Origin of the sequence: Salinicola halophyticus (assembly GCF_003206695.1) — a bacterium.
Taxonomy (GTDB): Bacteria; Pseudomonadota; Gammaproteobacteria; order Pseudomonadales; family Halomonadaceae; genus Salinicola; species Salinicola halophyticus.
Genome location: NZ_PZJN01000005.1, coordinates 82,743 through 106,482, shown reverse-complemented (window position 1 = coordinate 106,482; position 23,740 = coordinate 82,743). Strand labels below are relative to the sequence as shown.

The 23,740-nt window shown below is 61.5% G+C and carries 17 protein-coding genes and 1 pseudogene; 4 read left to right on the top strand and 14 right to left on the bottom strand.

Annotated elements, in window-relative coordinates:
* Positions 1-375: 375 nt before the first annotated feature.
* Both pssA and ilvC read right to left on the bottom strand, forming a co-directional pair.
* Entirely contained in the window at positions 376-1,248 is an 873-nt protein-coding gene (gene pssA / locus DOM58_RS07865) for a CDP-diacylglycerol--serine O-phosphatidyltransferase (protein ID WP_075561372.1), read from the bottom strand.
* A 177-nt stretch (positions 1,249-1,425) separates the two neighbouring features.
* Positions 1,426-2,442: a ketol-acid reductoisomerase gene (gene ilvC / locus DOM58_RS07860; protein WP_110692408.1), complete on the bottom strand. Its 1,017-nt coding sequence runs from the start codon at positions 2,440-2,442 to the stop codon at positions 1,426-1,428.
* A 152-nt stretch (positions 2,443-2,594) separates the two neighbouring features.
* Between ilvC and ilvY the strand changes: the two genes are divergently transcribed.
* A complete protein-coding gene (ilvY, locus tag DOM58_RS07855; protein ID WP_110692407.1) occupies positions 2,595-3,479 on the top strand; it encodes an HTH-type transcriptional activator IlvY in 885 nt (294 codons plus the stop codon).
* Between the two features lie 82 nt (positions 3,480-3,561).
* On the opposite strand, the gene ilvN is transcribed toward ilvY, so the two are convergent.
* Positions 3,562-4,053 carry an acetolactate synthase small subunit gene (gene ilvN / locus DOM58_RS07850; RefSeq protein WP_075561369.1) on the bottom strand — a complete coding sequence of 164 codons (492 nt, stop codon included), beginning with the start codon at positions 4,051-4,053 and terminating at the stop codon, positions 3,562-3,564.
* Positions 4,053-5,777 carry an acetolactate synthase 3 large subunit gene (locus DOM58_RS07845; protein ID WP_110692406.1) on the bottom strand — a complete coding sequence of 575 codons (1,725 nt, stop codon included), beginning with the start codon at positions 5,775-5,777 and terminating at the stop codon, positions 4,053-4,055. Before DOM58_RS07845 ends, ilvN begins: the two co-directional genes overlap by 1 nt.
* A 589-nt stretch (positions 5,778-6,366) precedes the next feature.
* Between DOM58_RS07845 and DOM58_RS07840 the strand changes: the two genes are divergently transcribed.
* Positions 6,367-7,710 (top strand): sugar porter family MFS transporter, encoded by a 1,344-nt coding sequence (locus tag DOM58_RS07840; RefSeq protein ID WP_075561367.1) that lies wholly within the window; start codon positions 6,367-6,369, stop codon positions 7,708-7,710.
* Between the two features lie 148 nt (positions 7,711-7,858).
* Here DOM58_RS07840 and clpB read toward each other — a convergent pair whose 3' ends face one another.
* The 3 genes from clpB to rluD all read right to left on the bottom strand — a co-directional run bounded on the left by clpB (position 7,859) and on the right by rluD (position 12,463).
* Positions 7,859-10,444 carry an ATP-dependent chaperone ClpB gene (gene clpB / locus DOM58_RS07835; protein ID WP_110692405.1) on the bottom strand — a complete coding sequence of 862 codons (2,586 nt, stop codon included), beginning with the start codon at positions 10,442-10,444 and terminating at the stop codon, positions 7,859-7,861.
* Between the two features lie 256 nt (positions 10,445-10,700).
* Positions 10,701-11,507, bottom strand: coding sequence for a peptidoglycan editing factor PgeF (gene pgeF / locus DOM58_RS07830; RefSeq protein ID WP_110692404.1), 807 nt, complete (start codon positions 11,505-11,507; stop codon positions 10,701-10,703).
* Entirely contained in the window at positions 11,504-12,463 is a 960-nt protein-coding gene (rluD, locus tag DOM58_RS07825) for a 23S rRNA pseudouridine(1911/1915/1917) synthase RluD (protein ID WP_110692403.1), read from the bottom strand. The genes pgeF and rluD overlap by 4 nt, the downstream gene beginning before the upstream one ends.
* Before the next feature lie 146 nt (positions 12,464-12,609).
* Between rluD and DOM58_RS07820 the strand changes: the two genes are divergently transcribed.
* On the top strand, positions 12,610-13,422 hold the full coding sequence (locus DOM58_RS07820; protein WP_075561374.1) for an outer membrane protein assembly factor BamD: 813 nt from the start codon (positions 12,610-12,612) through the stop codon (positions 13,420-13,422).
* Between the two features lie 108 nt (positions 13,423-13,530).
* Here DOM58_RS07820 and DOM58_RS07815 read toward each other — a convergent pair whose 3' ends face one another.
* Entirely contained in the window at positions 13,531-15,171 is a 1,641-nt protein-coding gene (locus tag DOM58_RS07815) for an NAD+ synthase (protein WP_110692402.1), read from the bottom strand.
* A gap of 114 nt (positions 15,172-15,285) precedes the next feature.
* Entirely contained in the window at positions 15,286-16,371 is a 1,086-nt protein-coding gene (gene thiO, locus DOM58_RS07810) for a glycine oxidase ThiO (protein WP_110692401.1), read from the bottom strand.
* A 59-nt stretch (positions 16,372-16,430) separates the two neighbouring features.
* Between thiO and DOM58_RS07805 the strand changes: the two genes are divergently transcribed.
* The gene (locus DOM58_RS07805) at positions 16,431-17,027 is read left to right on the top strand and encodes a GspH/FimT family pseudopilin (RefSeq protein WP_110692400.1); all 597 of its coding nucleotides are present in this window, start codon (positions 16,431-16,433) and stop codon (positions 17,025-17,027) included.
* A 36-nt stretch (positions 17,028-17,063) separates the two neighbouring features.
* Here DOM58_RS07805 and DOM58_RS07800 read toward each other — a convergent pair whose 3' ends face one another.
* The 5 genes and pseudogenes from DOM58_RS07800 to DOM58_RS07780 form a co-directional block, all read right to left on the bottom strand.
* Positions 17,064-17,486 (bottom strand): type IV pilin protein, encoded by a 423-nt coding sequence (locus DOM58_RS07800; protein ID WP_110692409.1) that lies wholly within the window; start codon positions 17,484-17,486, stop codon positions 17,064-17,066.
* A gap of 714 nt (positions 17,487-18,200) precedes the next feature.
* Positions 18,201-19,088, bottom strand: a pseudogene (locus DOM58_RS17860) (pilus assembly protein); the annotation flags it as partial.
* Positions 19,089-21,732: 2,644 nt separating this feature from the next.
* Entirely contained in the window at positions 21,733-22,305 is a 573-nt protein-coding gene (locus tag DOM58_RS07790; RefSeq protein WP_110692398.1) for a pilus assembly PilX family protein, read from the bottom strand.
* Positions 22,302-23,090 (bottom strand): PilW family protein, encoded by a 789-nt coding sequence (locus DOM58_RS07785; protein ID WP_075561358.1) that lies wholly within the window; start codon positions 23,088-23,090, stop codon positions 22,302-22,304. Before DOM58_RS07785 ends, DOM58_RS07790 begins: the two co-directional genes overlap by 4 nt.
* Positions 23,087-23,629 carry a type IV pilus modification PilV family protein gene (locus DOM58_RS07780; RefSeq protein WP_157957512.1) on the bottom strand — a complete coding sequence of 181 codons (543 nt, stop codon included), beginning with the start codon at positions 23,627-23,629 and terminating at the stop codon, positions 23,087-23,089. The genes DOM58_RS07785 and DOM58_RS07780 overlap by 4 nt, the downstream gene beginning before the upstream one ends.
* Positions 23,630-23,740 lie beyond the last annotated feature (111 nt).

Sequence of the window (23,740 nt, the reverse complement as noted above, 5' to 3'; positions counted from 1 at the left end):
TTTTAAGGATCTGGGCGAGGATGTCAACGTCTTTCTTGTCGAATCCAGCCTGGCGCCGTTGCTGCTTGTCGGTGCCGATCCTTGAAGAACTGGGAAGCAATCTTACCGACTTCACCGCCTTGCGTCAACCGATTTCTTCAATCAAATCAAACGCTTGGAATCCTTCTCGCTGTCCCCGAAAACCTCTCTCGGCGGCAGCGGATGCGTACTTTACGGACCCGCCGCCGAGTTGGCAAGCCCTTCATGACAACTTTTTGACGGCCTGGGTTTATGCGGACCCGATGACGGCCTCGCCACCCTTCCTTCAAAAACCCAAACGCCCGCGCAGGGCGGGCGTTTCAGCACTGTTTAGCGAATTGATCGCTTCGTCAGAAGCTAGTCATCCTGGGCGTTCTGACCCCCCGCTTCGCTGCGACGCTTCTCTCTACGCGCCTTGTTCATACGACCCAATGCCAGTACCGGGCCCGAGACGACATAGCAGCCAAACAGCGCCAGCAGCATCACGGAGGGTTCGATCGAAATCAGCACGAACAGCAGCACGATCGCCAGCAGGAACACGAACGGCACCGGCCCCTTGAAGTCGATCTCCTTGAAGCTGTGGTAGCGCACATTGCTGACCATCAGCACGCCGGCTGCTGCCACTACCACGGTCATCAGTATCTTGAAGCCCAGCGATTCCGCATCGAAGGTATGGAAGACCCAGACGCAGCCGGCAACCACACCCGCCGCCGACGGGCTGGGCAGACCGACGAACCACTTCTTGTCGATGCTGCCGATCTGCACGTTGAAACGTGCCAGGCGCAACGCCGCACCGGCCACGAAGATGAACGCGGCGATCCAGCCAATCTTGCCGATGTCCTGCAGGATCCAGGTAAACGTCACCAGCGCAGGCGCCATGCCAAACGAGACCATGTCGGAGAGGCTGTCGAACTCTTCGCCGAAGGCGCTCTGGGTATTGGTCAGACGCGCGACTCGCCCATCCAGGCCGTCCAGCACCATGGCCACGAAGATGGCGATGGCGGCCTTGGCATAGTCGCCGTTGACGCCCGCGACGATCGAGTAGAAGCCGGCGAACAGCGCGGATAGCGTGAACAGGTTGGGCAACAAGTAGATGCCGCGACGGCGTATCCGCTTGCCGTTCTCGACCGTTTCCTCGATCACCTCGTCTTCGTCATCGTACAACGGAGACGTGGCGCCGATAGTAATGGTCTCGGGCTCTTGCTCGTGGTGGCGGTCATCCTGCGTCATGAAGCGAGTCCTTTATTGGCGAGTGCGCTCGGGCTTGATAGCCGGCTCATTCTACAGCCTAGCGGGAATCACGATAGATGCCCGCGTAAAACCCGATTCCACTGTACCAGCAATACGAAAACGGGGGCACGACCGTCGTCGCACCCCCGCTCCATGCCTGCTGTTATCGAAAAGCGTTCAGTTCTTGCTCTTGTCGACCAACTGGCTGGCCGTGATCCACGGCATCATTCCGCGCAGCTTGGCACCGACCACTTCAACCGGATGCTCGGCGGTCTGACGACGACGAGCGTTCAGTGACGCATAGTTGCAGGCGCCCTCGGCGATGAACATCTTGGCGTACTCACCGTCCTGGATACGCTGCAGCGCCTTCTTCATGGCGGCGCGGGATTCGTCGTTGATGATCTCGCGACCGGTGACGTACTCACCGTACTCGGCGTTGTTGGAGATCGAGTAGTTCATGTTGGCGATGCCGCCTTCGTACATCAGGTCGACGATCAGCTTGAGCTCGTGGAGACACTCGAAGTAGGCCATTTCCGGTGCGTAGCCCGCTTCGGTCAGGGTTTCGAAGCCGGCCTTGACCAGCTCGACCGCGCCACCACAAAGCACCGCCTGCTCGCCGAACAAATCGGTTTCGGTCTCGTCCTTGAACGTCGTTTCGATGATGCCGCTGCGACCACCGCCGATGGCCGCCGCGTAGGAGAGCGCAATCTCCTTGGCCTGGCCCGAGGCATCCTGATGGATGGCGATCAGATCCGGGATGCCGCCGCCACGGACGAACTCGGAACGCACGGTGTGACCCGGCGCCTTGGGAGCGATCATGATGACGTCGAGATCGGCGCGCGGCTCGACCTGGTTGTAATGGATGTTGAAGCCGTGAGCGAAGGCGACGGTGGCGCCCTCTTTCAGGTTAGGCTCGACATCCTGCTCGTAAATCACTTTCTGGTTCTCGTCGGGAGCCAGCATCATGACCACGTCGGCGGTCTTGCACGCTTCGGCAACGCTTGCCACCTTGAGCCCGGCGCTCTCTGCCTTGGCGGCAGAGGAAGAGCCCTTGCGCAGGCCGACGGTTACGTCGACGCCGGATTCTTTCAGGTTATTGGCATGAGCATGCCCCTGGGAGCCGTAACCCACGATGGTGACCTGCTTGGCCTGAATCAGCGAAAGGTCGCAATCCTTGTCGTAATAAACGTGCATGTCGTACTCCGGAAGTGGAATCTGATGGGCGCCGTCGGGTGCGATGCCCTGTGTTATCGCGTAAGGCCACGATAAGCCAGGCAACTTGTTGCGTAAAACGCTATATTTGCAACGCGACATTTCATAAATTGAAACAAGCTGATCGAACGACAATGGACTACCGCCCGCTCATCCAATTCCTGGCCCTAGCCGAACACCTGCACTTCGGCCGGGCAAGCGATGCCTGCCATGTCAGCCCGTCGACGCTGAGTCGTGCGATCCGCCAGCTGGAGGAGACGCTCGGCGTCACCCTGTTCGAGCGCGACAACCGTCATGTCTCGCTGACGCGGGAGGGTCAGCTGTTTCACTCCTATGCCCGGGAGACACTGGAACAGTGGCAGGCGATGCAGTCCACGTTGATGGCGGAGACTCGCGAACTGGCGGGCGAGATCAGCATCTACTGCTCGGTCACCGCCAGCTACAGCTTCCTCTACCGGCTACTGAGCGAATTCCGTCAGCGTCATCCGCGCATCGAGATCAAGCTGCATACCGGCGATCCGGCGGATGCCATCGCTCGCGTCCAGGCCGAAAACGAAGACATCGCCATCACCGCTCGCCCGCGCAGCCTGCCGGACGCACTGTCATTCAAACCGCTGACGACGTCGCCGCTGGTGTTCATCGCCCCCCGTGATGGCGCCGACTGGCTACCGGCCACGCCGGAAACGCCGACGCCTTCGCAGTGGAAAGGCGTGCCGATGATTCTGTCCGAATCCGGTCTGTCGCGAGACCACGCCGATACCTGGTTCCGGGCCATGGGCATCAGTCCGCGTATCTACGCCCAGGTCGCCGGTAACGAAGCGATCGTCAGCATGGTCGGGCTGGGGTTCGGGGTTGGCATCGTGCCGCGCATCGTGCTCGACAACAGCCCGCTGCTGGACCGCATCACGATCCTGCCGGTCAAGCCGGAGCTGCCGCACTACGATGTCGGCCTGTGCGTGCTCAAGCGCCGCTTGAAAAGTGCGCTGATCGAGGCGCTATGGGCCCAGCTACCCAACTGACCCGGCCAGCCGAAGAGTCTGAAAACGCAAAACGCCCGACAGAATCGCTTCTGCCGGGCGTGGGTCTGGCGATGGATCGTAATTACAGCGTGAGCAGCTTGTCGCCACGGGCAATGCCCGAAACGCCTGTGCGTGCCACTTCCAGAATGCCGATCGGCGCCATCGCCTGGACGAAGGCATCGAGCTTGCCGGCGTCGCCGGTGATCTGCACGGTGTAGACGCTCGGGGTGACGTCGACGACCTGCGCCCGGAAGATATCCGCCGTACGCTTGACCTCGTCGCGGGCCGCGCCCAGCGCCTTGACCTTGACCAGCATCAGTTCGCGCTCGATGTGATTGCCCTCGGTCAGGTCGACCAGCTTGACCACATCGATCAGCTTGTTGAGATGCTTGGTGATCTGCTCGATCACCCGGTCATCGCCCACCGTGGTCACGGTCAGCCGCGACAGTGACGGATCTTCCGTCGGCGCCACGTTGAGGGTTTCGATGTTGAAGTTGCGCTGGGAGAACAGCCCCACCACGCGGGACAGAGCGCCGGGTTCGTTTTCCAGCAGAATCGAGATGATATGGCGCATCAGGTCCGCTCCGTCTTCGAAAGCAGCATGTCACGCATGGAGCCCAACGGCACCTGCATCGGATAGACGTGTTCGAATGGGTCGACATAGATATCGAGGAACACGAGCTCGTTGGTGTCGGCGAAGGCGCGCTCGAGCGCCGGCGCCAATTCCTCATGCGTCTTCACCGTGATCGCGGTGAAACCGTACGCCTCGATCAGCTTGGCGAAATCCGGCAGCGACTCCATGTAGGAGTGGGCGTGGCGGGACTTGTAGTTCAAGTCCTGCCACTGGCGCACCATGCCCAGCGAGCCGTTGTTGAGATTGACGATCTTGACGCCGACATCGAACTGCTTACACGTCGACAGCTCCTGCATCATCATCTGGAAACTGCCTTCCCCGGTGAAGCAGACCACGTCGTCCTGCGGATAACCGAGCTTGACGCCCATCGCCGCCGGGAAGCCGAAGCCCATGGTGCCGAGGCCGCCCGAGGTGATGAATCGATTGGGCTTGGCGAACTTGTAGTACTGCGCCGCGAACATCTGGTGCTGGCCCACGTCGGTGGTCACGAACGCCTCGCCGCGGGTGGCGCGATAGACCGCCTCGACCACCTCCTGCGGCTTGAGCGCTTCGCCCGGCTTCGAAGGCTCGTAGAGCTTGCCTTCGCGCTCGGAACGCCAGCTCTCGATGCTCTTCCACCATTCGCCCAGCGCCTCGGCGTTGGTCGCCTCGCGCTCCTGCACCAGGCTGATCATCTCGTTGATGACACTGCCCGCCGCGCCGACGATCGGCACATCCGCCCGCACGGTCTTGGAGATCGAACTGGGGTCAATGTCGACATGCACGATCTTGGCCGTGGGGCAGAACTTCGAGGTGTTGTTGGTCACGCGGTCGTCGAAGCGCGCGCCGATGGCGACGATCAGATCGGCGTGATGCATCGCCATGTTGGCCTCGTAGCTGCCGTGCATGCCGAGCCAGCCCAGCGACTGCCGGTCGCCCTGGGGATAGCCGCCAATCCCCATCAACGTGGTGGTGATCGGGAAGCCGAGCCGCTGGACCAGGTCGGTCAGTGCCTCGCTGGCGCCGCCGGTGACGACGCCACCGCCGGTGTAGAATACCGGCCGGCGCGCCTTGAGCATCATGTCGACGGCCTTCCTGATCTGGCCGCTGTGCCCGCGAGTCACCGGGTTGTAGGAGCGAATCTTGACCTTCTTCGGATAGACGTATTCGTAGCGCTCGGTGGGCGCGGTCATGTCCTTGGGAATATCCACCACCACCGGGCCGGGCCGGCCGGTCGCGGCAAGATAGAAGGCCTTTTTCAGCACTTCCGGAATCTGGCTGGGGTGCCGGATCGAGAAGCTATGCTTCACGATGGGGCGGGTCACGCCGACGATGTCGGTTTCCTGAAAGGCATCCTCGCCGATCAGATGGCTGGCGACCTGGCCGCACAGTACCACCATCGGGATCGAATCCATGTAGGCGGTAGCGATACCGGTGACGGCGTTGGTCGCGCCGGGACCGGAAGTGACCAGCACCACGCCGGGCTTGCCTGAAGCGCGGGCATAGCCATCGGCGGCGTGGGTCGCGGCCTGTTCGTGACGAACGAGAATGTGTTGAACGCTATCCTGACGGAACAGGGCATCATAGATGTGCAACGCCGCGCCGCCCGGATAGCCATAGATGCGCTCGACGCCTTCGTCTTTCAGAAAGCGGGCGATCATATCGGCGCCGGAAAGTAATTCCACTGGTAAGTCTCCCCTGGAAGTTCGAGTGCCGCTTCGTGGTTCCGCTTCCGAAACCGATCCGTGAGCGCCTGGCGCTATCCACGGAAACGAAGCTCAATCACGGCGGTAAGCCGCTGTCGACCTGCGGTCGACGCCTGATGCCATATCCTGGCGTCCTGGGCCCGGGGTGGGGACCCGCACTCATAGGAACCGCTCGCGCCATGGCGCTGGCAATTCCTGACACGGCAGATAGCCGCATCGGGGTTGGCGGGAACAGGCGTTTGGCCCGCGCCCTAGGTTTCTCAGCAACGCTGAGAAAGAGATCCTTCGACAGGCGGGTAGAGGTCACTGGGAACCTACCCTTCACGCAGCGGCCGGGGATCGCCCGTGGATGACTGCGCCCACAATCAGGAACCGCATAGATTCCACCAGCACCCGGGGGCTGTCAACCTTCGACGCTAGCCAGCCGCTCTTCAACGGCAACAACGTCTGAACGCCGCCAGTATCGGCGACTAAAGTTGGATCGTTTTGCGCAGCGCCATCGAGTCATCCCTGCTGTACTGAATTCGACTGCTAACGCATGACTCGCCAATCAATCGGGGTAACGCGCATGTCTCCTATCGTGAAATGGTCTGCATTCGTGGCCATGGCAGGTTTTCTGTTTGGCTTCGATACCGCCGTGATATCCGGTGCGGATAGACCAATCCAGGAGCTGTGGGGGCTGAGCGATCTCCAGCATGGCCTGTTCATCATGTCGATGGCGCTGTGGGGGACGGTACTGGGTGCGATCTTCGGCAACTGGCCGACCGATCGCCTGGGTCGCCGCGCGACGCTGTTCATCATCGGCGTGCTCTACTTCGTTTCCGCCGTCGGTTCGGCGCTCGCCACTGACCCGTTCTGGTTCTCGTTCTTCCGTCTGATCGGCGGCTTCGGGGTGGGGATGTCCTCGGTCGCTGCACCAGCCTACATTTCCGAAATCGCCCCGGCCGAACGGCGCGGCAATCTGGTGGCGCTCTATCAGTTCAACGTGGTGTTCGGCATCTTCATGGCCTATGTCTCCAATGCCATTCTCGGCAGCCTGCTCGGCGACGACGCCTGGCGCTGGATGGTCGGCGTCGAAGCCGTGCCGGCGCTGGTCTATACCCTGGCGCTGCTGAAGGTGCCGGAAAGCCCGCGCTGGCTGATCCTCAACCGAGGCGATACGAAAACCGCCGCCGGTGTGCTGAGCCAGATCGATCCGCAAAGTGACACCGCAAAGCAGATCGAGGAGATCCAGGCCGCCGATCGCGAAGACAACAAGGTCCACTCGCGCTTCTTCTCGCGCCGCTACCGCTTGCCGATCACGCTGGCGTTTCTGATCGCGTTCTTCAACCAGTTCACCGGCATCAACTTCGTGCTCTACTACGCGCCTCGTATTCTCGAGTCAGCGCAGCTGGGCGATAACGCCGCCCTGCTCTCCACCGCCGGTATCGGTCTGATCATGGTGCTCTTCACCATGCTCGGCATGGCCTTGATCGACCGTTTCGGCCGCCGCAAGCTCATGTACGTCGGCTCGGTGGGCTACATCATTTCGCTATCGATCATCTCGCACGCGTTCTTCACCGATAATCTCGGCGGCGCGCTGATCCCGATTCAGCTGTGCCTGTTCGTGGCCGCCCACGGCATCAGCCAGGGCACCGTGATCTGGGTGTTCATCTCGGAAATCTTCCCCAACCGCGAACGCGCCAGGGGCCAGTCGCTCGGCAGCTTTACCCACTGGTTCTTCGCCGCCGTCATCACCCTGGTCACACCGTGGGTGCTGAGCGTGTTCAACGGCGGCCCGGTGTTCGCCTTCTTCGCCTTCATGATGGTGCTGCAGATCGTCTTCGTCGCCTTCCTGATGCCGGAAACCAAGGGCGTGTCGCTGGAAAAGCTGCAGCAGAAGCTGTCGCCGCGCGGGGAATCAGGGGCTTGATGGCGGATACGAAAGACAGACACGAAAGACAGGCATGAAAAACCCGCGACGTTGTACGCCGCGGGCGGGAAAACGGTCAGGACGCGACCGTATGTCGAAATGAATCTCGCCAGTGAATCTGCCCGGCGTCGCAGCCGGGCCGATCGCCTTACTTGTCGAACACCAGATGATCGCCGTCGGCGCGGACGCGAATGGTGTCGCCGGGCACGAATCGACCCGACAGCAGATCCTGGGCCAGCGGATTCTCGATTCGGCTCTGGATCGCCCGCTTGAGCGGACGCGCGCCGAACACCGGATCGAAGCCGACCACTGCCAACTGCGCCATCGCCTCGTCGCTGATGTCCAGCTTGAGATCGCGCTCGGTAAGGCGACTGCGCAGGCGGTCGAGCTGGATCGAGGCGATCGCCTGGATCTGCTCCTGTCCCAGCGAATGGAACACGACGACCTCGTCGATCCGGTTGATCAGTTCCGGCCGGAAGTGGTTGCCCACCACCGTCATCACCGCGTCCCGCATCGCCGAGTAGTCGCTCTCCTCGCCGCCCATGCGCTGGATCACGTCGGAGCCCAGGTTCGACGTCATCACGATCACGGTGTTGCGGAAATCTACCGTGCGGCCCTGGCCATCGGTCAGGCGGCCGTCTTCCAGCACCTGCAGTAGGATGTTGAACACATCCGGATGCGCCTTCTCGACCTCGTCGAGCAGCAGTACCGAATAGGGTTTGCGGCGCACCGCTTCCGTCAGATAGCCACCCTCCTCGTAACCCACATAGCCCGGAGGCGCGCCGATCAGACGAGCCACGGAGTGCTTCTCCATGAACTCGGACATGTCGATGCGCACCATCGCTTCCTCGGTGTCGAACAGGAAGTTGGCCAGCGACTTGCACAGCTCGGTCTTGCCCACGCCGGTCGGGCCCAGGAACAGAAACGAGCCGTTGGGTCGATTCGGATCGGAAAGACCCGCCCGCGAACGCCGCACCGCGTTGGCCACGGCAGTGACCGCTTCGTCCTGACCGATCACCCGCTCGTGCAGCGCGTCTTCCATGCGCAGCAGCTTGTCGCGCTCGCCCTCGAGCATCTTGGCGACGGGAATTCCGGTCCAGCGCGAGACGACTTCGGCGATCTCCTCCTCGGTGACGTTGGAGCGCAGCAGCTGATGCGACGACGTGTCCGCGCTCTCGCTGTCGCTGCTTTCGGCAATCTGCTGCTCGAGCTTGGGAATGGTGCCGTACTGGAGTTCGGACATCCGTCCCAGATCGCCCTGCCGGCGGGCCGCCTCGAGATCGATACGCGCCTGTTCGAGTTCGGCCTTGTACTGGGCCGCGCCCTGAATGCTGGCCTTTTCGGCCTTCCAGACTTCCTCGAGATCCGCATATTCGCGCCCGAGTTCGTCGATCTGGACCTCGAGATTGTCGAGCCGCTTGCGGGAGGCTTCATCGGTCTCTTTCTTGAGCGCTTCCCGCTCCATCTTGAGCTGGATCAGACGACGATCGAGCCGGTCCATCTCTTCCGGCTTGGAGTCGAGCTCCATGCGAATGCGCGAGGCCGCTTCGTCGATTAGATCGATCGCCTTGTCCGGCAGCTGGCGATCGGAGATGTAGCGGGTCGACAGCTTGGCGGCGGCGATGATCGCCGAGTCGGTGATATCGACACCGTGGTGAACCTCGTAACGCTCCTTGAGGCCACGCAGGATGGCGATGGTGTCCTCCTCGCTGGGCTCGTCCACCAGTACCTTCTGGAAGCGCCGCTCCAGCGCGGCGTCCTTCTCGATGTACTGACGATATTCGTCGAGCGTGGTCGCGCCGACGCAATGCAGCTCGCCCCGAGCCAGGGCCGGCTTGAGCATATTGCCAGCATCCAGCGCACCGTCGCCCTTGCCGGCGCCGACCATGGTGTGCAGTTCGTCGATGAACAGGATCACCCGACCCTCTTCCTTGGAGAGCTCGTTGAGCACCGACTTCAGCCGCTCCTCGAACTCGCCGCGGAATTTGGCGCCGGCCAGCAGCGAGCCCATGTCGAGAGACAGCACGCGCTTGTCCTTGAGACCTTCCGGCACTTCGCCGTTGATGATCCGCTGCGCCAGCCCCTCGACGATGGCGGTCTTGCCCACCCCGGGTTCGCCGATCAGGACCGGGTTGTTCTTGGTCCGACGCTGCAGCACCTGGATCGTGCGGCGAATCTCGTCGTCGCGGCCGATCACCGGATCGAGCTTGCCCTCTTCGGCACGAGCGGTCAGATCGAGGGTGTACTTCTCCAGCGCCTCGCGCTTCTCCTCGGCGTTGGCATCATCGACGTTGGCCCCGCCGCGTAGCTCGGCGATCGCACTGGCGAGACGCTTGCGGTCCAGCCCCGCCTGGGCCAGCACCTTGGTCAGCCCGTTCTTCATGTCCAGCGCGGCGAGCAGCACCAGTTCGATGGCGATGTACTGATCGCCGCGAGTCTGCGCCTCACGGTCGGCGAGATTGAACAGCCGCGCCAGATCCTGGCTCATGCCGACGTTGCCGTCGAACTGTCCCACTTCGGGCAGACCGTCGAGATAGCCGACCAGCCCCTGACGCAGGCGGCTGACGTCGCCGCCGGCCTTCTGAACCAGACCTTTGATGCCGCTGTCGCGCATCTCGAACAGCGCCATCAGCAGGTGGCCCGGGTCGAGTTGATTGTGCCCGCGCCCTACCGCCAGCGACTGTGCCTCGGCCAACGCGTTTTGCAGCTTGGTCGTCATGCGATCCATACGCATATCTCTTCCTCCAAAAGCCGCCACAGGTCATGGCCTGGCGGCTCAGTTGTTCATTAGTTGACACTTAAATGGAGGTATGTTGAAGATTTTCAAGCATGACGCATGAAAAATTCGCTGCGGCAGAGCGCTCCAGACGAATCAGATTCATGAAACCCGACCAACATCGAACAAGCGGCCGAGAGATGAGGTGAGAGGAGATGGGGTGAGGTGATGTGAGGTCAAAAAAGACAGCCGAGAACAACGACCGGGACGTGAGTCAGCGCAACCAGATGACGCTGGCCATTCGCCCCGTATGGCCGTCGTCGCGACGATGCGAGTAGAAACGCGTGTCGCAGGCGGTACAGAAATGCCCGCCGCTGATCGAGAGAACCCCGATGCGCTCCAGCCGTAGCCGGGCGAGGCGATAAAGATCCGCCATATAGTGATTCAGGCGGTAGGGGCTGCGCTCGAAAGCGATTTCGGCTTCGGGCTGCATCGCAACGAAGGCCTCGAAGACCTCGGGACCGACCTCGAATTGAGCATTGGAAATCGCCGGGCCCATCCACACCATCAGTTCTTCGGGGTCGACGCCCAGCGCCGCCACGCTCGCCTCGAGCACCCCACCGGCAAGCCCTCGCCAACCGGCGTGAGCCAGCCCCACACGCGTTCCCTGACGGTCACAGAAAAAGACCGGCAGGCAGTCAGCGGTCAAGATGACGCAGGCGTGGCCGCGGTCGAACGCCACCGAAGCGTCAGCCTGGGGCGGATGCTGCCGATATCTTTCCTGATAGCTCTGCATGACACGAGCGCCATGTACCTGGTCGAGCCACAACAGCGGCCGTTCGTCGCCGACCTCGGCAACCAGCCGGTCCCGACAGCGAACCACGGATTCGGGATCGTCCCCGACGTGAGCCGCCGGGTTGAAGGCCGCGAAATCTCCACGGCTGGGGCCGGTTTCGCGTGTGGTGACGAACGCCCCCACCGTGCTCGCCGCGGGCCAGTCGGGCAGTAAAAGTGTCGGCGCCTCATCCCGCGTTGACGCGGGAGCGGTTGCCGAGGCCGGCGAACAGGCTTCAGAACTCATCGATCCGACTCCCGATCCTCGCGCAGCTCGTCCAGCAGCATGAACATGTCGTCCGGCAAGGGCGCCTTGCATTCGACCGGCGCCCCGCTGACCGGATGCTGGAAGCGAAGTTTGTGGGCGTGCAACGCCTGGCGCGGGAATTCTCGCAGCACCGTCTTCAGTGATTCACTGCTGCCGGCGGGCATTTTCAATCGCCCCCCATAGACGGGGTCGCCGATCAGCGGATAGCGAACATGGGCCAGATGCACGCGGATCTGGTGCGTGCGCCCGGTTTCGAGCCGACAGCGAACGTGAGTATGTGCGCGAAATCGCTCCTGGACCCGGTAGTGCGTGACCGCGGGCTTGCCCGCCTCGGTCACCGCCTGACGCTGGCGATCCTTGGGGTGGCGGCCGATCGGCGCGTCCACCTTGCCGCCAGCCGTCATCGCCCCGACGACGATGGCATCGTACTCTCGCGATACCGTCCGCGCCTGCAGCTGCGTCACCAGTGCGGTCTGTGCCGTCAGGGTTTTCGCCACCATCATCAGCCCGGTGGTGTCCTTGTCGAGACGATGGACGATACCGGCACGCGGCACCGCCGCCAGCGGCGCATGGTGATGCAGCAGCGCATTGAGCAGGGTGCCGTCGGGGTTGCCGGCAGCGGGATGCACGACCAGACCCGCGGGCTTGTCGATGACCATCACGTCGTCGTCCTCGAACACGATCGATAGCGGAATCTCTTGAGCCTCCCAGCGCGTCTCTTCCTGGAGCTGGGTATCGAGCGCTAGCCGCTCGCCGCCGATCACCTTATCCTTGGGTCGCGCCGGCTGGCCGTTGATCGTCAGTTCGCCCTGTTGAATCCACCCTTTCAGGCGTTCTCGCGAGAATTCGGGGAACATTTCGGCGGCGGTCTGGTCGAGACGTCGTCCGGCCAGATGCTCGGGTATGCGCTCGTCACGCTTTAGGATGTCGGCCATACGTGGGAATGGGGTCCGTTTCGCCGGTGCGTTTCGTCAGCACGTTTCGTGAGTGCGTTTCGTCAGCACAAAGGTTTGCTTTATAGTGAGTCGGATTCGGCGGATTCTAGCACGGCCGCCAAGGAATGGTTGATACGAGGATGATGATGCGATTTTCTGCGCGATGTTCCGCTCTGGCCGCCATGTTGGTGGTAGGCACCCTGCTCGCTGGCTGCGCCAGCAACGAGCCTGCCCCCGACCTGCAGGAACAGGATCTTTACCAGCAGGCCCAGAGCTCCCTCGATGCCGGCCGTTACACGACTGCCGTCAAACAGCTGGAAGCCCTCGATACACGCTTCCCGTTTGGACGTTATGCCGAACAGGCCCAGCTCGAACTGATCTACGCCTACTACGAGGTCGAGGACTGGGAACAGACTCGCGCTGCCGCCAGCCGTTTCATCCGCCTCCATCCGGATCATCCCCAGGTCGACTACGCCTACTACATGCGCGGTCTCGGAGCGTATCAGGCAGGGCGCTTCAGCCTCGAGAGTCTGGCCCTGATCGATATCTCCAAGCGCGATCTGGGCGCGTCCAGGGATGCCTACGTCGACTTCGGCGAACTGGTGCGTCGCTTCCCCGACAGCGCCTACGCGCCGGACGCCCGTCAGCGCGTCATCTATCTGCGCAACGTTCTGGCGCGCCATGAGCTGCAGGTGGCCGACTTCTATCTACGCAAGGGCGCCTACGTCGCGGCCGTCGAGCGCGGACGCTGGGTCATCGAGCACTACCCGAAGGCCGAGGCAACCCGCGACGCGCTGGCCGTCATGGTCGAAGGCTATCTCGGCCTCAACATGCGCGACCGCGCCCAGACCGTGCTGCAGACGTTGATTCACAACGACCCCGACAATAGCCAGCTCGATGGCGATACCTTCGTGCCCAAGCACGTCGACGTCGATCCGCCGCTGACGCTCAAGGGCTGAAGCTACGAGCTACGAGCTACGAGCTACGAGCTACGAGCTTAAAATCGAAAGCGCCGCTTGCTGACAAGGCAAGCGGCGCTTTTCGTTGGCTCCAAAGCAGAAGAAATTCTAGCTCCCCGGCTGCCAGCCGTTGACGATGGGGTAGCGGCGGTCGCGCCCGAAGCCGCGCAGCGTCACTCTCACGCCGACCGGCGCCTGACGCCGCTTGTACTCGTTGCGATCGACCAGCTTGACCACTTGGTAGACGTCGTCGCGCTCGAAGCCGGCTTCGATGATCGCCTCGGCGCTCATGTCGCCTTCGATATAACGCTCGAGAATCGCGTCCAGCACGTCGTAGCCCGGCAGCGAATCGCTATCCTGCTGGTCCGGCGCCAGCTCGGCAGAGGGCGGCCGCGTGATCACGCGCTCGGGGATCGCAGGATCCTGGGCGTTGCGCCAGTTGGCCAGTCGATAGACCCAGGTCTTGTAGACATCCTTGAGCGCGTTGTAGCCCCCGACCATGTCGCCGTATAGCGTTGCGTAGCCCACCGCCATCTCGCTCTTGTTGCCGGTGGTCTGAACCATCAGCCCCTTCTTGTTGGAGATCGCCATCAGCAGCACGCCGCGCACCCGCGACTGTAGATTCTCCTCAGTGGTGTCCGCTGCCAATCCTTCGAAGCTCTGGGCCAGCGTTGCGGTGAAGGCTTCGACCATCGGCGCAATCGGCATGACCTCGTAACCGACGCCGAGCATCCTGGCCTGCTCGGCGGCATCGGCCTGGGAGATCTCGGCGGTATAGTGATACGGCATCATCACCGCGTGGACCCGCTCCGGCCCCAGCGCGTCTACCGCGATGGCCAGCGACAGCGACGAGTCGATACCGCCGGAAAGCCCCATCACCACGCCCTTGAAACCGCTCTTGTTGACATAGTCGCGCAGCCCCGTCACCAGCGCGCAGTAGAGATTTTCTTCGGCATCGAGCAGCGGCTCGCGCTCGCCGGCCGCGGGAGTCCAGCCGTCCGCGTCACGGGTAAAGCGCACCGGCATTAGCCCGACCTGCCAGAACGGCGCGCGCACGGCGACTTCGCCTGCCGCATCGAGCACCAGTGATCCCCCGTCGAATACCAGTTCGTCCTGGCCGCCGATCGCGTTGACGTAGACCAGCGGCTTGTCCACCTCCCGCGCGCGCTCAGCAAACAGGCGTTCGCGCTCGGCAGGCTTGTCGAGATGAAACGGCGAGGCGTTCAGCGTCACCAGAATATCCGCCCCGGCTTCGGCCGATTGCCGCACCGGCGCTCCATCCCAGAGATCCTCGCAGATCAGGATGCCGAGTCGCGCGCCCTGATGCTCGATCACCAGCGGCTCGTCCCCCGACTCGAAATATCGGTCCTCGTCGAAGACCTGATAGTTGGGTAGGGCCTGCTTGGCATACTCGCCGCGCCATTGACCGCCCAGCAGTACGCCCGCCAGATTGCGACGCTGACCGTCTCGCATGCCGGGATAACCCACGATGACCAGTGTCTCCGGTGCGATCTTGTCGATCTTGCGCGCCATCTCCTCCAGCGCTTCCTGCAGGCGTGATTCCATCGCGCCGCGCAGCAGCAGATCCTCCGGCGGATAGCCGGTCAGGAACAGCTCGCTGAACACGACCACGTCCGCACCATGTTCGATGCGGGCTTCGCGCACGGCCTCGATCGCCGTGGCGGCGTTACCGGCGATATCCCCCACCATCGGGTCCAGCTGCGCCATCACCAGGGTCAGATCTTGCATGAGTAAACTCGTCTCCAGACAGATGCGGCGCTCGAGCGCCTCGTTGGCTGTCGTCCATTTTCGCGCATGCCATGCGCAGAGGCAAAATCCCACAGCGCTGACGCACCGCTCGGTTCAGCCTATGGGTCGGTAAGGTCGAGGATCGACGATCGGCTCGCAGCCAATCAGCTGGTCGACCAGTAGCCGGGTAGCGGCCGGCGCCAGCACCAAACCATTGCGATAGTGGCCGGCGTTGACATGGAGCCCCTCGAACCCGGGCACCGCACCGATCGTCGGTATGCCGTCCGGCGAGCCCGGACGCAGGCCCGCCCAGTGATGCTCTACCGGACACTCGGCCAGCGCCGGGACGATGGAGAGTGCGCTTTCGTGCAACGAGGCGTAAGCCTGCTCGGTCGTCTGCTTGTCGAATCCCACTTCCTCGAGCGTCGATCCCGCCAGTATCCGACCGTCTCCGCGCGGAATCACGTAGCGCCCATCCTTGAGCACAACCCGCTCGACCAGCCCCGGTGGCGCCTTGAACAGGATCATCTGGCCCTTGACCGGCCGAACCGCCAGCTCGACGCCAATCTCTGCCAGCAGCGCTCGCGACCAGGCGCCGGCACAGACCACCGTCTGACCGGCACGGATCGCACCCTGTGACGTGGCAACGCCTCGAATGGCGTCTCCCTCGCGAATCAGCGCCGAGACCTCGCAATCTTCATGCAGGCTCACATTCGGCATCTGCAACAGCCGCGCCCGCAGCGCCTGGCCCAACCGCGGATTGCGGATGCTGCCGAGGGTCGGCATCCACAGCGCACCGTCGAAACCCGGTGCCGCGTTGGGCTCCTTGGCATAGAGCGTTTCGGCATCGATACGTGCCAGCGGTTTGGCGACCTCTCGCGCCCAGGCGAGCGCGGCATCGACATCCTCGACGCGCAGGTAGAGCAGGCCTTTCTGACGATATTCGGGATCGATACCGGTTTCCTCGAGCAGGCGGCCGGCCAGCTCGGGATAGCGGCCCTCGGACCAGCTGGACAACGCCGAGATCGCTTGGGAATACCGCCAAGGGTAGAGCGGCGAGACGATACCCCCACCCGCCCAGGAGGCCTCGCGACCACACTGGCCGCGCTCGACCAGCGCCACCGAATGACCGGCATCGGCCAGTTGCAACGCCGTCATCATGCCGATGACCCCGCCACCCGCGATCAAGAAATCCTGCATGCTGTCGATATCCTGACAAAAGGACGATTCTATCATTCGTCCACAACCCGGGCTCCGCAATGGTTTCTTGCTCTTCAGCTTCGCAAACTGGCACTGATCGCTGCGCTTCGAGACGCCAACGACAGCGCGGCTTCACCTTGATCGAGCTGATGATCTGCGTGGTGGTCATGGGCATCCTGGCGAGCTGGGCCGCACCGGGATTGGCGAACCTGAATGCGCGCATGACGCTGGATAGCGAAGTGGAACGTGTCTGGCAATTGCTCCGGCGGGCGCGCCAGGAAGCCGCCAGCAGCGGGCAGTCGACCTGGCTCTGCCCCTCTCAGGATGGCGCGAGCTGCAGCGACAATGGGCAATGGAATCGTTCGTTGCTGTTGTTCATCGATAGCAATGGCGACAAGACGCTCGACGACAATGAGCGACTGATCGTGGTCAGTCAGCCCAGCGGCAGTCAGGTCAGCGTCGACCCCGGCAGCTTCTCGCAAGGCTTGGGGTACACCCCGCTCGGTTTCACTCGCGACCGCAAGGCAGGCACCTTCATCCTGACCAATCCTGCGTTGACGACAGGCGGGACCAAAATCGTGGTGCACTTCGCGCGCATCCGTACCGAACCGGTGGATGATACCGACAGTGACGCGGACGACGAGTCGGAAACCTAGCGCCGGACAACCCCTCAAAGCCAGTCGGGACCGGGCTTAATCGCAAATACCCGGCGCGGGGGAACGCTTGCCCTGGCTGTCGAGGCTCATCGCATCACACGCTCCGCTGGTTCTGCCATCTGCGCGACTCGCCTGAAGAATGTAGGCCTGGCCATTATCGTCGATGGTCAGCTTCAGGTCGTACTTCGCATCGCCACTCTCCGGCGACTGGCTGGGCGAGAGATCGCGATCCGACGGTGGAACACCACCGTCCGTGTCCTCTCCGTAGCGATAGGCCTGCGAGTAGCGCCGCTCCAGTGCCAGTGCCAACGACTGCATGGCCGCCTGCGCATCTCGCGCCTGCGCCCGCTCAACGTAACGGAGATAACTCGGGATCGCGATAGCGGCGAGAATGCCGACGATCACCACCGCGATCATCAGCTCGATCAGGGTAAAACCGCGTTGTCTCGAATGGGTCATCAATTACTCCAGAACTCGCCAGGTGACGCGGCCAAGGCGCAGTCGATTGAGCGGGGATTCTGTAACGACCTGCTGGCCTCCCAGTGCATCCACACCGATCTTGAACTCCTTGCTGCCATCATCGCTGACCATCACATGGGGCAGCTGCATCGCTTGGCTGGTCATACGCGCCACCGGCACTCGCCGAAGATCGTCATCGACATACACATCCTTGGCATCGACTTCGCCATCGTCGTTAATGTCGAGAACCGGAAATGCAAAAGCACTACCGAACCACGCATTCATTTCGTAGAGATAGCCGGAATCGATCGCGTCGCAGGTGCCTGACCCGGGGATGAGAGTCGTGAAGAGCACGCGATTTCCTCGAACAGTCACCCCACTGATAGCCCGTTCGGAACCTCCGAATTCCAGCCACCACCCATTTTCGGGGTAGCTATCCTGAGAGACCGTTTCCAGATATCGAATTGGTACCCCGGTACCGTCCGTGGCCTGCTCGGGTCCCGAGAGAATGCGGGGCGCCCCCAATTGCTTGGGCGTCAGAGTCTCGATGAGCGCCGACGAGGTTAGCGGGTTGTCGCGAACGGCATAAAAACTATCGCTGGCGCGAGACGTATCGACCCCGCTCTCCGGTCTGGCACCCGTGCCAAAGAAGAGCATGACACCGCCCTGAGGATGACGAGCGATCTCGAGCGGGGATGTCAGCACCTGACCTGGATTTGACGTGAAAATCGGTTTGTCCGGTGCACGCCAAACGGTATCGGCGGATAGATCGAAACGCCAGATACTGCCCCGAAAATCGGCGCCATAAGCGTGATCGACGCGACCGTTACCGTCGATATCGACCATCGATACTGCCATCATCCCGTTGCCACCGACAGTCTGACCGCTCGGCACCAAACGCTCCACATCGCGTTTGGCCTGCCATGGCTCGTCACCGGGGCCTTGCGCGTAAAGCAGGTAGAGACTGGCCTTGCCTGCAGCGTTTTGATAGCCATTGCCGACCACGACAGCGAAGCGACCATTCTCCAGTTGCACGATGTTGGGCTTGTCGTAGATATGCCCAATCTGTGCGGGGCCGCCAAATGCGGCGATATCGTCTTGCGGCCCATACTCCCAGTGCGCGATGGCACCGGCATGGGCTGCCGAAAAGCTGGCCGGATTCGTGACATCAAGCGTGAACAATCCCGCTCCACCGCTCCCCAACCCAATGGCCAAAAGCGACTGCCAATTTCCGCTGTCACCACGAACGTCCAACACTGTCGCACTGCCATCCACATAATACCGATGCTGGTAATCTGAATCGATCAGCTCTGGAAGCTGGGAAAGCAACAGGCCCGGAATGTACCCGAAACGCTCTCGGCCGGTCTTGGCGTCGAAAGCATGCAGCATCCCGTCGTTGCCGCCGACATAAAGCATGGCATTGCGGTTCCGGTATTGCGTTCGGAAATCGGTGTAGGAAACGTCATTGTCTTCAGGCACGTAATAGGTATTCGGTACACCGGCCAAGGCTGGCGTCGAACCCACGATATCTCCCAGTTTCCCCTTGTCATAATGAGCGATTAGCGCAGTGATTTGCGCTCTGTCCAACGTACCGTCGGCCATGAGAGTGGATTCGGAGAATTCGACACCCCGGCCGCCGGTGTTCCGGAAGATCAACTGCCGATCTCCCGGGTTGGCGGACAATCGGTCCTGCGCGGACCAGCCGGAAGTTACCCGGCCGTCATCATCCACCTTGAACTGGCGCACGTCCCCAGCCCATCCCGTATCGTTGTCGTAGTTGTAGAACGTTTGGAACAGGCTGCCGTCGATATCCCCTTCGTATCCCATCGCACCACCTGCGCCCGAGCGGCTACGACTCGCAATCACATCGTCCAGCAGTGCTTGAAGCTGACCGGCCAGATCGCCGATACGATTGACCTCGAAGTAAGCGTCGGCCCCCGCCGCGTTGCCATACTTCGCCGCGTAAAAGAGCGGCGGTCGCAGCGACTGGCCCTGACCGCTGCCACCAATACGATAGGCCGCTGACGACGCATCCCAGCTACTGCATGGCGCCGATCTGGGACACATCGATTCTGGGTAGTCATTCCAGTACTGGTTGATTCCCTGGTGAACGTTGAAGCCATCGCTATCGTTAACCACGATCTGTCCGGCCCGAGACTCGACACCGTATCTGCCGTTGGTCCCACTAAGTACATAGCCCAATCCCAGTGTCTCCGACGCCGCTGCCTGGAGAATCCTCGTCGTCATGTGGAGCCGCTCACCTTCGACGTCGTAATTGATACGCACTTTGACATCGAGGTCGTAGTCCCCGCCAGCTTCCGAATCCTCCCAGGTCGCATCGAAGTAGCCGCTTTGACCATCGGCGGCCTGGCTGACCTGGAAGTCGACGATAGCGCAACGCCCCTTGACGCCTGGCGGGCCCGCACTGCCGCTGGCTGGATCAATCTTCTGCGTATTGACGCACGCCGGAATGATCGAGACCCCCTGGCCCGGAATCGTGACGACGGGCACATTCGACGCTAACTGCACGGCGTAGGTATCGATCTTGCGTCCTGCCCTCCCATCCCCACTCCGGATCACGGTGTGGTCATGAGCGAATTTGGCCAGACCGGCAATGTTGTAACTCCCCTCGAGACCGGGCGCTGTCGGGCAGATGCCTCTGACATTGCTCAAGCCACCGATGGTCTTGGCCGTGCAGTACTTGTCCGTTCCCGTACCCGCGCTCGCGGCGGTCTGGCCAACGAAGTATCGACCGCCGAGCCCTTCTGCGCGTCCAATGGCATCGGTCTCCGACGTAATACCGGCGGCACTGACCAGACTGGCATTGGCTTGATCGAGATCGTCACTGTCATAGGAAATTTCGCTGCCATTGATCAGTAGCATCGAATTGACTGCACACCATTTGTCGTTGGTCGAATTACTCCATTTTGGCGAGGTCAATCCGGCGATGAATTTCTCTTCGACATCACCCTCACCGACGGAAAAATCGGTGGTTGGCAGGGGCTCTCCGGCGATATACCGGAGTGATTCCAGACCGATTTCTGCCAACGGATTCCCCCAATTGGAGCATTTCCCGTTGGCAAAAGGACCTGTGCGGCCGTAGGGACATTCATCACCCCCGGGGTTGTGATCATAAAAGCCACGCTCGTAGCTGTATCGAGCGATCCTCAGCGCGTCCAGGTTGCTGACGATACCGCTTTGTATCCCGCCATTGTGGTTAACTCCAAAATCGGGGTCGTGATAATTGAAAATACCCGTATCGGCTATCTCGCGGTCAAAATCGGCAAAATTGGCACGTAGTACTCCACCCCTCTTGTTGTTTTGATAAGACCCGGTAAAAAGACCGAATTCTATGTCCCCGGCATACCGATGCAACAGGCCAGTCGGCTTCGCATACGCGGATCCCGGATAACGACGGCAGTCTTCCCGGTCTTCTCCAATCGGATCGTCGCAAACGGCGACCCGGGCCCGATACTCGAAAGACCCGGCATCGTCGCGATAGGGAAAATCGCTCCAGTTGCTCCTTTCGTCGCGCCACGGGCATTGCCATGTTTCGGTATTTCCCCATCGAGGCCAGCCAATCTTGTCGCTCGACTCGTTGCCCGTTGCTACGCGAATTAAAGGCGGGGATTTATCGGAAGTGACACTACCGGAAAATATGTATTCCCGCGGATGGTAGGTCGTGTTGCAGAACGTCAACGTATCGCCATTGAAGGGCGTGTTGCGATTGATGACGCTCTGGTCTGTCAGTATCTTGCTGAAGCTGTGTTTGTCCATCGGCAGGAAAGCACGTTCGAGAATCGTCGATTCCGTCGTATTGTCTCGATAACGCTTGCCACCGTAGAGTGCTTTGCGGATCACATCGATGCGAGACATCGTCGCCCAATTCAACAGATTCCCGCTCCACGACTTGTTTCCCGTGCAGGCGTAACTCTCGCTGGAAGCGTCGCCGACGCGCTCGAACGCACCACCGGCCAGGCCATCGTCGTATTGGTAGCATCCTTGACTGTCGAAATAGCCGTAGTACTCGATACTCTCCTTGTAGGTCGTATCGATAATGCCGTCACCGTCGATATCGGACCAATCGCTGTAGGCTTTGGCGAACCATTGGTGATCATTGGACATCACGATCATGCTGCGAGGCTTGGCATCGGTCTGCGTACCAGGCGGGATAACGTGGGCAAGCTCGTCGGCGGCCATCGCCGACGATATCAACAGGCTCAGAGTGAATCCCAACAGCCATGATCTAGAAGACATACCGAGCCTCCAGTCGCTTTCGCATCGCGCCACCAGGACCAAAACCGATACTGAAGACGCGGAAGAAGTAACGAGGCTCCAGAGTGACGGTATTCTTACCGACCTCTGCAGACTCGGAGTCCAGATAGCTATCTACCAGATTGGCATCGATGCACCCGACCAGATATCTCGGCGCGGGCATGAAATCGCCGCTAGCACTGTCGTACAGCGAGAAGTCCACCGCTGCACCGTGAAGAGCCTCTGATTCGGCGGCTTCCAGCGATTTCCAGTGGTCATCGTTGAACAGTTCCGTTTCAGTAGTAATCGCGTAGCGCGAGCTCCCCGTATTACAGAACAGCGCCAGATCATCCGCCTCGGCGATCTCTCGCTCTGCCGCACGCAGCCCAGCTTCAGCGCCTTGAAAGGCGATCTGACTTGCGGCTTCGTTGGTGGCGAGCTGTTGCTGCGTTCGCGTTGCCTGACTGGCGCCGAATGCCAGCAGTGAAATCAACGCAACCAGTATCAGCGTTATCAGTAGCGCTGCGCCGCGTTGATTGCCGCGGGGGGGGCCGGATCGAGTCACTGGGCGGCCTCCGGCAGATTACGCAACGCTGTCGTCAGACTGACCAGCGAACGAGCCTTGCCGTCGTCGAAGCTGACGGTGGCATCGCCCCACGTGAACTGCTGTTCGAAACGACTGCCGGTGGATTCGCTCGACGCCAGGATCAATTGCATCTGAATGGCCTTGATCGAGTGCCAGTCCTTCACGCTGGATTGCACTTGCCACTGATCCGAGTCATCGAGATAGCGCCATTGCAATGCGTCGACGTCGTTGAGCAGCGGCAGCGAGTTGTGGGGATCTCCTCCATCACTGAAGTAGACCTTGCAGCGCAGGGTATGGCCGTCGAGATAGAGCCGCGTCATGGCGATCGAGTCGTCATCGCCAGTCGCACTACGCGCGAAGTTCGTACCGTCGCAGTGGGTCAACGGCTGATTCGTCAGCTCGGGCGCCCGGTAGCGCACCCAGACATCACCGTCTTCGGTGGAAGCAACGAGTTGCGCCGTCGCAAAATTCGGCACTTCGCTGTGCGAGCCGTCATAGGCGGGGAAAGTGACATCGAAATCTTCCCAACTGTCGCTGTACCCCGTCATCCACAGCTGCTGCTGAACGACACTGAGCGCGAAGCGGCGGGCATCTTGCACATCCACGTTAGCCATCGAGGTCTGATAGCTCTGTCGGCTCGAAATCAGGTAGCTGGTCACCATCAGTACCAGCATCAGGCCGATGACCATGGCGACCATCAGCTCGATCAAGCTGATACCCGCTTGAGCGCGTGGCAAAGCCCGGATTGTCGGCGAGCCCGTCATAGCGCCGTTTCCACGCGGATACAGCCGCCGCCGTCGATCAGCGTGCCGTCCTGCGGTCTGCATGCGGTCACGGGTGAGTCGCTGGCTACACGCTGCCAGACGATCGACACGGTGGCCATCATCAAGTCATCGGTCTGCCCTTCGATCTGCAACTGCGTGACCACATTGGGCAACTGTTCTTCGGCCAGCGATTGCCAATCTCCGATCAGGTTGCACAGCCACTGATTGGTCGCATCGCAACCGCTGAGCGCGTTGCCGTTGATGGCGAGCTTTTCGACCGCCACCGGGTCGATGCGCAGCTGCTCGATGAGCGTGCCGCTCATGGCGACGGCTATCGAACGCCAGCGGGCGTCGATCTCCTCTTTCTGCGTGAACAGTTGCAGACTGGCCACGCCCAGCAGCGCAATACTCAGGACGAGCAGCGCAATCAAGGATTCGATCAATGTGACGCCGCACTCATGCCTGCCAAAACCGGCATAAGGGATCGACAGACGTTCGCTCGACTTCGATATCAGACGTCGGGATGGGACAGCGGACACGCGAGACCCCGCACCAGGTTCGCAGCCGCGGTAGGAGCGGCCGATAAGGGTTCGTGAACTGGCCGAGACAACCCGACCAGTTACATTCGTTTACCCTATATCGGCTTCAGG

What these genes read in the sequence shown, in the direction of transcription:
- pssA (WP_075561372.1), bottom strand. Translation starts at nt 1,248, where the DNA reads ATGACGCAGGATGACCGCCACCACGAGCAAGAGCCCGAGACCATTACT.
- ilvC (WP_110692408.1), bottom strand. Translation starts at nt 2,442, where the DNA reads ATGCACGTTTATTACGACAAGGATTGCGACCTTTCGCTGATTCAGGCC.
- ilvY (WP_110692407.1), top strand. Translation starts at nt 2,595, where the DNA reads ATGGACTACCGCCCGCTCATCCAATTCCTGGCCCTAGCCGAACACCTG.
- ilvN (WP_075561369.1), bottom strand. Translation starts at nt 4,053, where the DNA reads ATGCGCCATATCATCTCGATTCTGCTGGAAAACGAACCCGGCGCTCTG.
- DOM58_RS07840 (WP_075561367.1), top strand. Translation starts at nt 6,367, where the DNA reads ATGTCTCCTATCGTGAAATGGTCTGCATTCGTGGCCATGGCAGGTTTT.
- clpB (WP_110692405.1), bottom strand. Translation starts at nt 10,444, where the DNA reads ATGCGTATGGATCGCATGACGACCAAGCTGCAAAACGCGTTGGCCGAG.
- pgeF (WP_110692404.1), bottom strand. Translation starts at nt 11,507, where the DNA reads ATGAGTTCTGAAGCCTGTTCGCCGGCCTCGGCAACCGCTCCCGCGTCA.
- rluD (WP_110692403.1), bottom strand. Translation starts at nt 12,463, where the DNA reads ATGGCCGACATCCTAAAGCGTGACGAGCGCATACCCGAGCATCTGGCC.
- DOM58_RS07820 (WP_075561374.1), top strand. Translation starts at nt 12,610, where the DNA reads ATGCGATTTTCTGCGCGATGTTCCGCTCTGGCCGCCATGTTGGTGGTA.
- DOM58_RS07815 (WP_110692402.1), bottom strand. Translation starts at nt 15,171, where the DNA reads ATGCAAGATCTGACCCTGGTGATGGCGCAGCTGGACCCGATGGTGGGG.
- thiO (WP_110692401.1), bottom strand. Translation starts at nt 16,371, where the DNA reads ATGCAGGATTTCTTGATCGCGGGTGGCGGGGTCATCGGCATGATGACG.
- DOM58_RS07805 (WP_110692400.1), top strand. Translation starts at nt 16,431, where the DNA reads ATGGTTTCTTGCTCTTCAGCTTCGCAAACTGGCACTGATCGCTGCGCT.
- DOM58_RS07800 (WP_110692409.1), bottom strand. Translation starts at nt 17,486, where the DNA reads ATGACCCATTCGAGACAACGCGGTTTTACCCTGATCGAGCTGATGATC.
- DOM58_RS07785 (WP_075561358.1), bottom strand. Translation starts at nt 23,090, where the DNA reads ATGACGGGCTCGCCGACAATCCGGGCTTTGCCACGCGCTCAAGCGGGT.